Here is a 12,567-nt window from a genome sequence, read left to right on the forward strand (position 1 = left end):
GGTTCCGGTGATCAGCAAATCCTCTCGAAGAAAAGGCTGACACCCTACCACTTCTCCAATATACAAGGGGCGCAAGCCTTGGGGGAGAAGAATGTAAATATTTATTAAATTGTAGCGTTTGATACAATGCGGGGGGGGGAAGTGTGTATGCTCTGCTTGAGCATTTGCTGGTCATTGTTTTGGGTTGCCCTATTGCTTAACCCGAATCGAAATGTCACGCACTCAAACCATTTACCATTAACCCTTTTTTTTTGATGAAATTACAACTCGGCATTCTATCCGCCGGGGTTGCCCTGGCGACTCTGGCAACGGCTGGTGCAGCACAAGCTGCTTTGGTGGTCGTCCCTACTGACTTGGCTCCCGGCGCTCAGTATCGTTTGGTGTTTGTGACTGCTGGCACGCGGGATGCAACAAGTACCGACATCAACGACTACAATACCTTTGTTACTAATCAGGTAACAGGAAGCGCTCTTGCAAATGCTCTTTCAGGTGCTGGACTGACGACCACTTGGAAGGCGATCGGTTCTACTTCCGCTACGTCTGCCAAAGTCAATACCGGTACTGATGGCAGTCAGCCAGATGTTCCCATCTACCTCATAGATGGCAATCGAGTCGCCAACAATAATAATGATCTTTGGGATGGCAGTATATTAACCCCTATCAACCGCACTCAATTAGACACAATCACGCAACCGGTAGTCTGGACTGGCACCGATACTTCTGGGATACCAGCGTTCTGCGCTTTGGGCAGTGGGAGTGGCGCTACTGGGGATGCCGGTTCAACGGGGGAAGCTTGGCTCTATTCAGACCCGTGCGTTGACGCGGATGATGACGGTGATAAGCCTTTGTACTCCTTATATGCGATGTCGAGTGTGTTGACCAAGCCAGGCGGCGGCGGTGTCACTGTCCCCGAACCCTCTAGCCTTCTTGGTTTTATCACACTGGGCGGTTTAATGTTAGGAGGTGCTGTCCGCAAAGGGAGGAAATAATGCCTACAAGGGAGAGGAGACGCGGGTTTCCTCTCTCTTTTTTGGGGGTTTTTGATACCTGGCACTTCTTTTTGCTGGATACCTGGCACTTCTTTTTGGGGTAGTTTGTTTAATTCCTGGTTCCAAGGCTCTGCCTTGGAACCAAACATTTAGGCTCTGCCTAAATTTAAAAGTCAATCTGAGGAATAGTTTCAGGATCTATCCCTAATTCCCGCAATCGTGCCGCTAGTTGTTCTGCTCGTTGTTTGGCCACAGAAGCCTCTTGTTTCGCCACAGAAGCCTCTTGTTTCGCCGCAGAAGCCTCTTGTTTCGCCACAGAAGCCTCTTGTTTCGCCGCAGAAGCCTCTTGTTTCGCCACAATTAACTCCTCATCGGCCAGGGGAATCAACTCTCCCTCCAGCGTCAACCAGCGCAACCATAGCCGCTCAATTCCCCGATAGGAACCTTGCCACAAACCCAAGCTCAATTCCAGTTGAGGAATCGGTAAGCGTCCCTCCACTAAAGTCACGGGTTGGTAATGACCATCTACCAGTTCAAACGCTTGAAGTTGGTTAGTATAGCGGCTAAAAACTACATAGTAGGGAACCTGCAAAATCTGTTCATAAACTGTCCACTTAGTTGGCGGTTCTTCTGGTTGGCGTAGTTCTTCGCCTAAATCTTGATTTTCCGTACCTGGAGACAATAATTCCACCACAATCGCAGGGGAAACCCCTTCCTGCCAAATCACATAACTTAAGCGCAGGTCATGGCCATCGTAGAGACGAGGAACACCAACCACCCCAAACCAATCAGGACGCTTGTACCATTGAGGGTGTCTGACATCGTAGTAAAGGTTAAGGTCAGCGGCGCTAAAAACTAGCTCTGGTTCCCAGTTGGGAGGCTGAAAAGTCAGCAGTAATAACTGAGGTTGTAATAGGTGAAATTCGTCAGGCAAACCGGGTTCAAGTGGATTATCACTAGGTAAATCGTACATCGTCGGCAGGGATTGCCGGGGGGAAAGGGAAGGGTCAGATTGGGGAATGGTGAAGGTAGGTGTAGTCATTTCAGTTATCAGTTATCAGTTATCAGTTACCACTCAGACCTCTCAAACATTGTAACTGTGATTACTGTAGCGGCGTCAGCCCTGGGGGAAAGGAATGTAAATATTTATTAAATTGTAGCGTTTGATACAATGCGGGGGGGAAGTGTGTATGCTCTCTTTGAGCATTTGCTTGTCATTGTTTTGGGTTGCCCTATTGCTTAACCCGAATCGAAATGTCGTAAGCACTCAAATTATCTACCATTAACCCTTTTTTATGAAATTACAACTCGGCATTGTCTCCGCTGGGGTTGCCCTAGCGACTCTGGCAACGGCTAGTGCGGCACAAGCTGCAAGCGTGACTGTCAATAATTTTTCCTTCGAGACACCATCAACCCCTAATTTTTCACCAGGTATTACCGGTTGGACTGTGATTGGCAATGCGGGGGTTCAGGCGGGGTTATTCAATCCGGGTCAATTTCCAAGCGGAGTACCCCACGGTTCGCAGGCGGGTCTTATTGGTTTCAATGGTGGATCAATCTATCAAGATGTAGCCGCCACTTATCAAGCCGGAACTCGATACACGCTCAATTTATTCGCAGGTATTCGTCTAGATGAACCGGGCGACTTGACCTTGCCGAACAGTACAATTTCGCTTCGCCGGAGTGATAATAATACCGTTTTGTCAAGTTTTACATTCAATCAGAGTTCCTTTTCGTCAAGAGGAGTGTTCTTATCGTTCAACACTTCTTATCTGGCGGGGATTGCCGATCAGGGTGCGGGAATTCGCATCTCTATTGACCGTCCGAATAATGGGGGGACACAATTAGTTTTCGATAACGTTACACTTGATGCGACTCCTGATGCGACTCCTGTCCCCGAACCCTCTAGCCTTCTCGGTTTTATCACACTGGGCGGCTTAATGCTAGGAGGTGCTGTCCGCAAAGCGAGGAAATAATGCCTACAAGGGAGAGGAGACGCGGGTTTCCTCTCTCTTTTTTTGGGGGTTATGAGTAGCATCTCAGTCACGAATTATGCTAGGATTCGCCCTAGAATGATAAAAAATCATGACTACACAAGCAACAGTAATCCAAGGCACGGCCAGGGAAATTAGAGAAGCACTGGCGCTTATACCAGATGATGAAATTGTCCGCCTTATGGTGGGTCGTCCCAGCTTATCTATTATTGCCAGAAAATTACAGCACGAGGCCGCAACTCTTGGCATGACAGCTGCGGAACACGACGCACTCATGGCATCGTTAAAAGATGATTTGTGATACGGGTTGTTGTTGATACCAATATTCTTGTCAGTTTCGCCATCCGTCCGAACGAAAATTTTGAGCAAATGTTCAATTTTTTGGCGAGACAGGGCATTACCTTGATTTCCGATGATACAGTTGCCGAACTATTCACCGTACTAAAAAGGGATAAATTTCGCAAATATATCCGACAAGACAGCGCCATAGATTATATCGAGTGGTATGTTGGCATTTCAGAATCTGTCACCGTCACCGAGTCTGTCATCGCTTGCCGCGATCCAAAGGACGACAAATTTCTCTCCCTCGCTGTTGCGGGAAAGGCAGACTGCATAATCGCTGGGGACAGTGATCTGTTAGATATGATCGCCTACGAAGGAATTCCTATCTATCGCGCTACCGATTTTCTCAAACTATTTTGCGAATAACAGTGATGCTGTCCGCAAGGCCATAAAATAATGTGCCAAGGGAGAGGAGGCGCTGGTTTCCTCTCTCTTTTTTTGGGGTTTTATGGGAAGATCGGGAAAGCTTGCTAGGTGCAATCCCGATCATCATGAAACGAGACTCGATATTTTACCGGCTTTTTCAACAATCCCCCTCCCTTCTCTTCGATTTACTGGAAAACCCGCCAGATAATGCCACCGAATACCGCTTTGACTCCGTAGCCGTCAAAGAACCCAAATTTGAGATCGATGGCGTATTCCTGCCACCCGATAATGATAGTAGCGGGGTAATCTATTTTTGCGAAGTGCAATTTCAAAAAGACGAACGACTCTATGAAAGGGTATTTGGTGAATCATTTTTGTATTTTTATCGTCAGCGAGAACGATTTGCCGATTGGCAAATTGTTGTCATCTATCCCACCCGCAGCCTAGAACAAAGTAATGCCCATCCCTACCGGGCGCTGCTCAATTGTCATCAGGTGCATCGAATTTATCTGAACGAATTAGGGGAAATTCAGCAGTTACCCCTAGGGGTTGCCTTGATGGTACTCACTACTGTGGAAGAAACCCAAGCACCAGAAAAAGCCCGCTATTTACTGGCACGAACCCAAGAGCAAATTGCAGATACAGAAGCCAGTCGCGCCATAATAGAAATGATTGCCACAATTATGGTCTATAAATTTACTAACTTGAGTCGGCAGGAGGTGGAAGCGATGCTAGGACTACAATTGGCAGATACAAGGGTATATCGTGAAGCCAAGGAAGAAGGACGACTGGAAGGACAACTGGAAGGACGACTGGAAGGACGACTGGAAGGACGACTGGAAGGAGAATCTGCCCTGATTTTGCGTCTGTTGCAACGTCGCTTTGGTGCAGTGGATGAGGTGTTGGCTGCCCGGATTCAGTCTTTAGAAATCGAGCAATTAGAGTCCTTGGCTGAGGCTTTGTTGGATTTTACGGCATTAAACGACCTAGTGCTTTGGCTAAATCGCTATGGTCTATAAATTTACTAAGTAGTCGTGCAAAATTAATTTCCTAGTGAAGATAGGCAAGAGGCAAGGGGCAAGAGGCAAGAGGTGGTTAGATATGTGTAATTAATTTTGCTTAGGTACTTAACTTGAGTCGGCAGGAGGTGGAAGCAATGCTAGGACTACAATTGGCAGATACAAGGGTATATCGTGAAGCCAAGGAAGAAGGACGACTGGAAGGACAACTGGAAGGAGAATCTGCCCTGATTTTGCGTCTGTTGCAACGTCGCTTTGGTGGGGTGGATGAGGTGTTGGCTGCCCGGATTCAGTCTTTAGAAATCGAGCAATTAGAGTCCTTGGCTGAGGCTTTGTTGGATTTTACAACCTTAAACGACCTAGTGCTTTGGCTAAATTGCCCCTCGCAACCGCTTAACTAAACTTAGTCAAACCTAAGCCACCTGAAAGGGTGAGTTAGGAAATTTTGATGGCCAAATGTCCATCCCTGCCGATGGGTGACAAGGGCAATTCTTGTCAGAGGGCAGATAAAAGTTTATGCGGATGGCGAGACTCGAACTCGCAAGGCGTAAGCCACACGCCCCTCAAACGTGCGTGTCTACCAGTTCCACCACATCCGCTTGATTTTAGCTTAACCATTATAGCACAGAAAAAAAATAATCTGCAAGCAAATTTTAAAAATTACTGCCGCACAACCTTCGCGCCACCTGAGTTAGTACGGATAAACCCTTTAGGGAACCTTGAATCAAATGGAAGGCCGGGATGGGACGGATTAACATTTGTCGAGCTAGGGGCAATGGTAGCAGCTGACCTTGATTATCAATTGCCGGGGCTAAATCGGGTAAGTCCTGTGTCACCTCATCGCTAATCACGCGCACAATTGCCACTTTTTGCCCGCGTAAAGCCGCTAAAATCCTTGCTCCTTCCATATCTACCACTTCATAGCCCCCCTGTCCTAAACGTCGTTTTTCCTCGGACTGGCTAATCAGGCGATCGCTGGTTAAACCTTTAACGAGACTATATCCGGTTAATTGGGCGATTTCTGCGGTTATTTCCGGTTCGCACTGCCAATAACTCCCCGTTTCCGCGCCACAACTTTGATAGATTACCCCATCTCCGACCCGATAGCGATCGCTGAGACTGCCTGCTAATCCCATCAGCACAATTTTTCCTGTAAACTTATTAAGAAATTCTAGAGATTGCCTAGAGACTGGGGAACTGTCGAGGAATTCTGGAGCGCCAAGGTTAATCGGGATAATTTGCGGGGCTAAATCGCCGATTTTCCTTAATCCTCGACGGATTGAGCTATGCTCGGCCCCCCGGGGAACGAGAATAATATCTTCAGGTGTGAGCATGAAATTTTTGAGAAAGTTTCCTAATTAGTCCATTGAGATGTTATAAACAATAATAGTGAACTAATTAGGAATAATTCTTAAGTAAATAGCCCCGCCACTGACTGGGCGATTGTCTTTCCCACCATGAAAAAGTCTGTAATTCTGCGTTTATCCGAGGTTAACAAGCGTTTTCCCGCTTCTCCTACTCTAGCTGTCGATAATATCAGTTTTAGTTTAACAGAGGGCGAAATTCTCGGATTATTGGGCCCGTCGGGCTGCGGTAAAACCACTCTACTGCGGATGATTGCGGGATTTGAAAAACCATCTCAAGGAGTGATTGAATTGGGAGGGCGAATAGTTGCCGACGAAAAAACCTTTATTCCCCCGGAAAAACGCAATACGGGCATGGTTTTTCAGGATTACGCTCTTTTTCCCCATTTAACCATCGCTGAGAATATCGCCTTTGGGTTAAAAAATTCTGGGGAGAAATTATCGAGCAAAGCTATTAACGCTAGGGTGGCGGAAACTTTGGATTTAGTCGGACTGCAAGGACTAGAAAAACGTTATCCCCATCAGCTATCAGGAGGACAACAGCAAAGAGTCGCCCTCGCCCGCGCTTTAGCCCCAAAACCCTCTTTAATCCTCTTAGATGAACCTTTAAGTAATCTCGATGTGCAGGTACGACAACGCTTACGGCACGAGATCCGTCATATCCTGAAAGCGACTGGTATCTCGGCCATTTTTGTCACCCACGACCGGGAGGAAGCAATGGTGATCAGTGACACAATTGCGGTCATTTGTCAAGGAAAATTAGAACAAATTAACAATCCCGAAGCAATTTATAGTCATCCGGCCTCGCGATTCGTGGCCGAGTTTGTCACCCAAGCTAACTTTCTCCCCGCTAGACGGAAGGGGGAACAATGGCAAACCGAGATAGGAGTCTGGGAAATTGCCGATGGTCAAGATTTGGACAAAGGGGAATTGATGCTGAGAGAGGAAGATGTCAAAATTAACCCGGATGAGACGGGAGATCTAGTTATTTGCGATCGCCAATTTTTGGGGCGGGAATACCGTTATTGTCTGCTAACGGCCACCGGCAGCCAAATCCACGCTAGAACAACGATTAACACCCAATTAGACATCGGTACAAAGGTAAAACTATCGATTATTCCCGATAGCGTCCGTGTATTTGCCGATTGATAAATCACATCTGACCCCTGACTCCTGAATTCCCATCGGTCTCTCCAGCTAATATTGATATCGATCGCGATTTAGGACTAGGGTGGCATTTTTAGCGACAAAATCAATAATTTTTTTGGCCACATCCACACCGGTGGCCGCTTCTATTCCTTCTAAACCAGGAGAGGAATTAACCTCGATAACCACAGGCCCGTGATTGGACCGTAATAAGTCCACACCGGCAACCCGTAAACCCATAGCTTTAGTGGCCCGTATGGCCGTACTGCGTTCCTCTGGGGTTAATTTTATCTTTTCTGCTTTGCCACCCCGGTGAAGATTAGAACGAAAATCCCCCTCGGCCCCCTGTCGTTTCATCGAGGCTACCACTTTTCCATCGATGACAAAACAGCGCAGATCTGCCCCACTGGCCTCTTTAATATACTCTTGTACTAGAATATTAGCCTCTAATTGCCGAAAAGCTTCAATAACTGACTTGGCTGCTTGATCGGTTTCCGCTAAAACTACCCCAATACCTTGGGTTCCTTCTAATAATTTAATCACTAGAGGGGTGCCGCCGACGGTTTCGATTAAACCATCGATATCTTGAGTTGCGTGAGCAATTCCCGTCACCGGTAAACCTATCCCTTCCCTAGCGAGGATTTGCAGACAACGCAATTTATCCCGCGACCGGGAAATTGCCTGGGAGTCGTTGGCAGTAAAAACATTCATCACCTCGAATTGCCGGACGACTGCGGTTCCATAGAAGGTTTTTGAGGCGGCAATACGGGGGATAATCGCATCGAAACTCTCCAAGGGTTTACCGTTATAGACAACCGTGGGTTTATGGGAGGTGATATTCATGTAACAGCGCAAATAATTGATCACTCGTACCTCATGGCCTTGAGCTTCTCCCGCTTCTTTCAGTCGCTTGGTGGAATAAAGAGAAGCGTCTTGCGATAAAATAGCGATTTTCATAAATTTTCGCTTAAATATTGCTTTTAAAACTGAATAGCTCCTTATTTCCCCATATTGACTTTTTTGACTGGCAACTCATAAAATTTCTGTTCTCGATCGAAGTCCATCGATCATTATGGCGCTGACAGTTCCCTTTGAACAGTTGGGTTAGGTGAAAAGTAAAAAAGAGCAAGCTTAAGACTAGATTGGTTTTTGTCGTCAGGCTAAGTTTAAGTAGCTGGTTATAATTAAATTAAAAATCGATTTTGCCTTTAATCCCCCCTTGATCCCCCCTTGATAAGGTAGGGTTGATTCATGAATCAACCCTACCCTTGATAACGGGGGTGTCTGATAATTTTTAACGCCTACCTACTTATGACTTTACTAGCGAAATCTTTAGAGGAACTGACTGACTGGGTAAAAGACCAGGGACAACCCGCTTATCGGGGGAAACAATTACACCAATGGCTATACGAAAAAGGAGCGCATTCTTTGGCGGATATTTCCGTATTCCCCCAAGAATGGCGCAGCAAACTGGCGGATTATCCTATCGGTCGTTCCCTTATACATTATCGCAGTGTAGCACCCGATCGCACTCGTAAATATCTGCTAAAACTGGCGGATGGTTTAATTATCGAAGCGGTGGGAATTCCCAGTGAAAAAAGATTGACAGTCTGTGTTTCTTCCCAAGTGGGTTGTCCCATGGCCTGTGATTTTTGTGCCACGGGAAAAGGGGGTTTTACTCGTAATTTAAAAGCCTATGAAATCGTTGACCAAGTGTTAACAGTACAGGAGGATTTTCAGCAACGAGTTAGTCATGTGGTGTTTATGGGGATGGGGGAACCTTTATTAAATATCCCCGAAGTGGTGACAGCGATTCATTGCCTGAATCAAGATGTGGGTATCGGTCAGCGTTGTTTAACGATTTCTACCGTGGGATTACCCCATAAAATCAAGCAACTAGCGGAACATAATTTACAAGTAACTTTTGCCGTTAGTCTCCATGCTTCTAATCAACAAGTTCGAGCTAAATTAATCCCCAGTGCCGACCATTATCCTCTAAATAATCTGATCCAAGACTGTCAGGAATACGTTCAAATCACGGGACGAAGGGTGACATTTGAATACATTCTTTTAGCGGGAGTGAATGATTTACCCGAACACGCAGGGGAATTAGCCAAACTGGTGAAAGGTTTTCAATCTCACGTCAATTTAATCCCTTATAATCCTATTCAAGAGGTGGATTATCAACGGCCTGATGAAAAGAGAATTAAGGCTTTTAAAACTATTTTAGAACAGGAAAAAGTCGCCGTTACTGTCCGTTATTCGAGAGGTTTAGCGACCGATGCGGCCTGTGGACAATTGCGATCGAGCGTCATGGTACAATAAACAAACCTAAATCAGCAATTAACTAGATTGCTAGTCTCCCCGCTAGGCTAAACTAGAGAACTATAACATCAATGTAGGAGCCATTTCGATGCAAAGTCTCTCTAGTGCCAAAGAAAATCGCCTTTTTGTCTATGAAGTCGTCGGTTTGAGTCAAAATGACAAGACTGATAACCTAGATTATTCTATCCGTAAGAGTGGCAGTGTCTTTTTAACTGTTCCCTATAGCCGCATGAATCAAGAAATGCGTCGGATTACCCGTTTAGGCGCTCGCATCGTCAGCATTAAACCCTTAAACGCAGCCGCGGCCGAGTAGTTGAAAAAATAATTATTGCTAATATCTGTCCCCCGCTCTTGTCCTGATCAGGCAAACTAGGGGGATTTTTAGCATAAATGGGAAAAAGTAGCAGAAATCTTAATAAAAAGTAAAATGCTGCAAATGTAACAGATTTTAACCAGAGACTTAACCTATCCTATCCAAAAGGATAAAAGCGATGTCTGTGGTTTTTTTAAGATAACTCTCAATTAGGCCTAGGTGTAGTGTACCGATGGTAGGCTAAACTATGGAACGATTATCGTGACTTGAGTTGGGAGTTATATTTAATGTACAGTCCGAGTACACTAGCGGGAAACCGTTTATTTGTTTACGAAGTGGCGGGTCTCAATCAAAACGACAATACTGACAGCTTGGATTATTCAATCCGTCAGAGTGGAAGCGTGTTTTTCACGGTTCCCTACAGTCGCATGAATCAAGAAATGCGTCGGATTACCCGTTTAGGTGGTCGTATCGTCAGCATCAAACCCTTAAATGGGATTGCCCCCGTAGCAACTGTTTCTAGTGCCTCCACACCACAGCCAATCGCTCAATCATCGCCCGTCCCTGAACAGACCAAGAAAAAGGCCATGACTCAAGCGAAAGAAAAAACAGATATCCCCGTCAACATCTACCGTCCGAACCAACCCTTTATCGGCAAATGTATCGAGAATTATCCTCTGGTTGATGAGGGAGGTATCGGCATCGTACAACACGTCACCTTTGACCTTTCTGGGGGCGATTTACGCTATTTAGAAGGGCAAAGTATCGGTATTATCCCCCCGGGTACCGATGCTAATGGCAAACCTCATAAATTGAGACTCTATTCGATCGCCTCCACCCGTCACGGTGATAAATTAGACGATAAAACCGTATCCCTCTGCGTGCGTCAGTTGGAATACCAACACCCAGAAACCAAGGAAACCGTTTATGGGGTTTGTTCCACCCATCTCTGTAATATAGAGGTGGGTGCCGATGTAGCCATTACCGGCCCCGTGGGTAAGGAAATGCTGCTACCTGGTGATGAAGATGCCACTCTCATTATGATGGCCACTGGGACGGGAATCGCTCCCTTCCGAGCTTTCCTCTGGCGGATGTTCAAGGAACAACACGAAGATTATAAATTCAAAGGTCTAGCTTGGTTGATTTTCGGAGTTCCCAAAACGGCCAATATTCTCTACCAAGAAGAATTAGAGCAAATAGCGGCGGAGTTCCCCGATAACTTCCGTCTCACCTATGCCATCAGCCGGGAACAGCAAAATCCCCAGGGCGGCAGAATGTATATTCAACACCGGGTAGCCGAACACGCTGACGAAATCTGGAATCTACTCCAAAGTCCCAAAACCCACGCTTATATGTGCGGACTAAAAGGGATGGAAGATGGTATCGACGATGCTATCAGTGGTGCTGCTGCTAAAAATGGCACCGATTGGTCTGTCTATCAGAAACAACTGAAAAAAGAACATCGCTGGCACGTAGAAACCTACTAAACCAGAAAGGTTCTCTGAAAATTTTTTCGGGTGGGCATTGTCCACCCTTTTTTACTTGGCTTCGGTTAAGATCAGTTTTTTAAGTAGCAGGACATCAATTCTGTTGTTTATCTTATACTAAATCCGTTGAGTATAGGCCACATATCAGGACAGGCAAAAAGCAATAGGCTTCGGCCGTAAGATCAGCCGAACGGCAAGAGGCAAAAGCGGGAATAAATAATCAGTTTTTAATAACCAGATTTAGTATTAAGAAATGTAAATTGACGCAATTCTTACTGACTCCTGACTCCTGACTCCTGACTCCTGACCCCACAGTTAACTTTACTTTTGTCCAACTACTTAAAAGGCCTTTAACAAAGATGAAATTCTCTCGACGCTTTTTTCCTGTTTTCCTTGCCCTCTGCTTACTGTTTATTTTGCTGCCCCGGGCCTGGAGTTTTACTAATAGCCAAAAACAAATTCTGGCAGATTTAAAAACAGCCGAGATTATTTATCTGGGAGAAAGGCACGATAGTCAGGCCGACCATCAGGCCCAATTAGCTATTATCGAGTATTTACAGGCTAATAATCCCCAAATAGCGATCGCTTTCGAGATGTTTCAACGTCCTTACCAAATCTATTTGGATCAGTATTTAGCCGGCAAAATTAGCGAAAATCAGTTAAGAGAAAAAAGTGAATACGACCAACGTTGGGGATTTGATTGGGAATTTTACGCCCCGATCCTGCGCTTGGCCAAGGCGAAAAAACTACCATTGATCGCCCTCAATACACCCACGGAAATCACTAGAAAAGTGGCACGAGAGGGATTAGAAAGCCTCTCCACCTCAGAAATGACCTACATTCCCCCTAAAAACGAAATAAACAGGGATAACGAGGAGTACCGTCAACAGATCTTAGCCGTTTATGAGCAACACACGGGGGGCAGTAGTCAGGGATTCGATCGCTTTTTTCTGGCACAGGTTCTCTGGGATGAAACCATGGCCGATGCGATCGCTAAATTCTGGCAAGCTCATCCCGACTATCAGATCATCGTCCTAGCAGGAAAAGGTCATATTGCCTACGGTTACGGTATTCCCAGTCGAGTCCAAAGAAGATTAGGCGATCGCGTCAGCCAGCGCTCGGTTTTCTTGGGAGACGCTCCCCAATCATCACCAGCAGAAACCAAAAAACCCGCCGATTATTTTTGGCAGGGGCAAAATTAAGCCAGTCAGGAGCTAGGAAG

General features: G+C 46.0%; 13 protein-coding genes, 1 tRNA gene and 1 pseudogene. 11 read left to right on the plus strand and 4 right to left on the minus strand.

Annotation, left to right across the window (positions count from 1 at the left end; genetic code table 11):
• The first annotated feature begins 254 nt into the window (after window positions 1-254).
• On the plus strand, window positions 255-989 hold the full coding sequence (locus N0824_RS18660) for a PEP-CTERM sorting domain-containing protein (protein WP_108937840.1): 735 nt from the start codon (window positions 255-257) through the stop codon (window positions 987-989).
• 166 nt (window positions 990-1,155) lie between these two features.
• Here N0824_RS18660 and N0824_RS18665 read toward each other — a convergent pair whose 3' ends face one another.
• On the minus strand, window positions 1,156-2,031 hold the full coding sequence (locus N0824_RS18665) for a Uma2 family endonuclease (protein WP_108937841.1): 876 nt from the start codon (window positions 2,029-2,031) through the stop codon (window positions 1,156-1,158).
• A 253-nt stretch (window positions 2,032-2,284) separates the two neighbouring features.
• On the opposite strand from N0824_RS18665, the gene N0824_RS18670 reads away from it, so the two are divergent.
• From N0824_RS18670 to N0824_RS18690, 5 genes and pseudogenes are all read left to right on the plus strand, one after another.
• Window positions 2,285-2,965, plus strand: coding sequence for a PEP-CTERM sorting domain-containing protein (locus N0824_RS18670; protein WP_108937842.1), 681 nt, complete (start codon window positions 2,285-2,287; stop codon window positions 2,963-2,965).
• A 109-nt stretch (window positions 2,966-3,074) separates the two neighbouring features.
• Window positions 3,075-3,284 (plus strand): hypothetical protein, encoded by a 210-nt coding sequence (locus N0824_RS18675; protein ID WP_108937843.1) that lies wholly within the window; start codon window positions 3,075-3,077, stop codon window positions 3,282-3,284.
• Window positions 3,281-3,691: a putative toxin-antitoxin system toxin component, PIN family gene (locus N0824_RS18680; protein ID WP_233256481.1), complete on the plus strand. Its 411-nt coding sequence runs from the start codon at window positions 3,281-3,283 to the stop codon at window positions 3,689-3,691. The genes N0824_RS18675 and N0824_RS18680 overlap by 4 nt, the downstream gene beginning before the upstream one ends.
• A 125-nt stretch (window positions 3,692-3,816) precedes the next feature.
• Window positions 3,817-4,710 carry an Rpn family recombination-promoting nuclease/putative transposase gene (locus N0824_RS18685; protein WP_108937844.1) on the plus strand — a complete coding sequence of 298 codons (894 nt, stop codon included), beginning with the start codon at window positions 3,817-3,819 and terminating at the stop codon, window positions 4,708-4,710.
• Window positions 4,711-4,820: 110 nt separating this feature from the next.
• A pseudogene (locus tag N0824_RS18690) lies at window positions 4,821-5,111 on the plus strand (DUF4351 domain-containing protein); the annotation flags it as partial.
• A gap of 116 nt (window positions 5,112-5,227) precedes the next feature.
• Here the strand turns inward: N0824_RS18690 and N0824_RS18695 are convergent.
• Together N0824_RS18695 and N0824_RS18700 are read right to left on the minus strand one after the other, a co-directional pair.
• Window positions 5,228-5,309 (minus strand) — tRNA-Leu (locus tag N0824_RS18695).
• A 54-nt stretch (window positions 5,310-5,363) separates the two neighbouring features.
• Entirely contained in the window at window positions 5,364-6,044 is a 681-nt protein-coding gene (locus N0824_RS18700; RefSeq protein ID WP_108937846.1) for a hypothetical protein, read from the minus strand.
• A gap of 123 nt (window positions 6,045-6,167) precedes the next feature.
• Here N0824_RS18700 and N0824_RS18705 point away from each other — a divergent pair, with 123 nt between their 5' ends.
• A complete protein-coding gene (locus N0824_RS18705; RefSeq protein ID WP_108937847.1) occupies window positions 6,168-7,223 on the plus strand; it encodes an ABC transporter ATP-binding protein in 1,056 nt (351 codons plus the stop codon).
• Window positions 7,224-7,271: 48 nt separating this feature from the next.
• Here the strand turns inward: N0824_RS18705 and rimK are convergent, their stop codons facing one another.
• Window positions 7,272-8,177, minus strand: a complete 906-nt coding sequence (gene rimK / locus N0824_RS18710) for a 30S ribosomal protein S6--L-glutamate ligase (RefSeq protein ID WP_002776181.1) — start codon at window positions 8,175-8,177, stop codon at window positions 7,272-7,274.
• A 354-nt stretch (window positions 8,178-8,531) separates the two neighbouring features.
• On the opposite strand from rimK, the gene rlmN reads away from it, so the two are divergent.
• From rlmN to N0824_RS18730, 4 genes are all read left to right on the plus strand, one after another.
• Entirely contained in the window at window positions 8,532-9,545 is a 1,014-nt protein-coding gene (rlmN, locus tag N0824_RS18715; RefSeq protein ID WP_108937848.1) for a 23S rRNA (adenine(2503)-C(2))-methyltransferase RlmN, read from the plus strand.
• Window positions 9,546-9,633: 88 nt separating this feature from the next.
• Window positions 9,634-9,858 carry a phycobilisome linker polypeptide gene (locus N0824_RS18720; RefSeq protein WP_002772199.1) on the plus strand — a complete coding sequence of 75 codons (225 nt, stop codon included), beginning with the start codon at window positions 9,634-9,636 and terminating at the stop codon, window positions 9,856-9,858.
• 287 nt (window positions 9,859-10,145) lie between these two features.
• The gene (gene petH, locus N0824_RS18725) at window positions 10,146-11,345 is read left to right on the plus strand and encodes a ferredoxin--NADP reductase (RefSeq protein WP_108937849.1); all 1,200 of its coding nucleotides are present in this window, start codon (window positions 10,146-10,148) and stop codon (window positions 11,343-11,345) included.
• Between the two features lie 359 nt (window positions 11,346-11,704).
• Window positions 11,705-12,547: a ChaN family lipoprotein gene (locus tag N0824_RS18730; RefSeq protein ID WP_108937850.1), complete on the plus strand. Its 843-nt coding sequence runs from the start codon at window positions 11,705-11,707 to the stop codon at window positions 12,545-12,547.
• The last annotated feature ends 20 nt before the right edge of the window (window positions 12,548-12,567 follow it).

Source organism: Microcystis sp. 0824 (genome assembly GCF_003112475.1).
Taxonomy (GTDB): Bacteria; Cyanobacteriota; Cyanobacteriia; order Cyanobacteriales; family Microcystaceae; genus Microcystis; species Microcystis aeruginosa_C.

Coding starts and splice junctions, on each gene's coding strand:
- N0824_RS18720 (WP_002772199.1), top strand. CDS start 9,634: ATGCAAAGTCTCTCTAGTGCCAAAGAAAATCGCCTTTTTGTCTATGAA.
- rlmN (WP_108937848.1), top strand. CDS start 8,532: ATGACTTTACTAGCGAAATCTTTAGAGGAACTGACTGACTGGGTAAAA.
- N0824_RS18665 (WP_108937841.1), bottom strand. CDS start 2,031: ATGACTACACCTACCTTCACCATTCCCCAATCTGACCCTTCCCTTTCC.
- N0824_RS18685 (WP_108937844.1), top strand. CDS start 3,817: ATGAAACGAGACTCGATATTTTACCGGCTTTTTCAACAATCCCCCTCC.
- N0824_RS18730 (WP_108937850.1), top strand. CDS start 11,705: ATGAAATTCTCTCGACGCTTTTTTCCTGTTTTCCTTGCCCTCTGCTTA.
- petH (WP_108937849.1), top strand. CDS start 10,146: ATGTACAGTCCGAGTACACTAGCGGGAAACCGTTTATTTGTTTACGAA.
- N0824_RS18675 (WP_108937843.1), top strand. CDS start 3,075: ATGACTACACAAGCAACAGTAATCCAAGGCACGGCCAGGGAAATTAGA.
- N0824_RS18700 (WP_108937846.1), bottom strand. CDS start 6,044: ATGCTCACACCTGAAGATATTATTCTCGTTCCCCGGGGGGCCGAGCAT.
- N0824_RS18705 (WP_108937847.1), top strand. CDS start 6,168: ATGAAAAAGTCTGTAATTCTGCGTTTATCCGAGGTTAACAAGCGTTTT.
- rimK (WP_002776181.1), bottom strand. CDS start 8,177: ATGAAAATCGCTATTTTATCGCAAGACGCTTCTCTTTATTCCACCAAG.
- N0824_RS18670 (WP_108937842.1), top strand. CDS start 2,285: ATGAAATTACAACTCGGCATTGTCTCCGCTGGGGTTGCCCTAGCGACT.
- N0824_RS18660 (WP_108937840.1), top strand. CDS start 255: ATGAAATTACAACTCGGCATTCTATCCGCCGGGGTTGCCCTGGCGACT.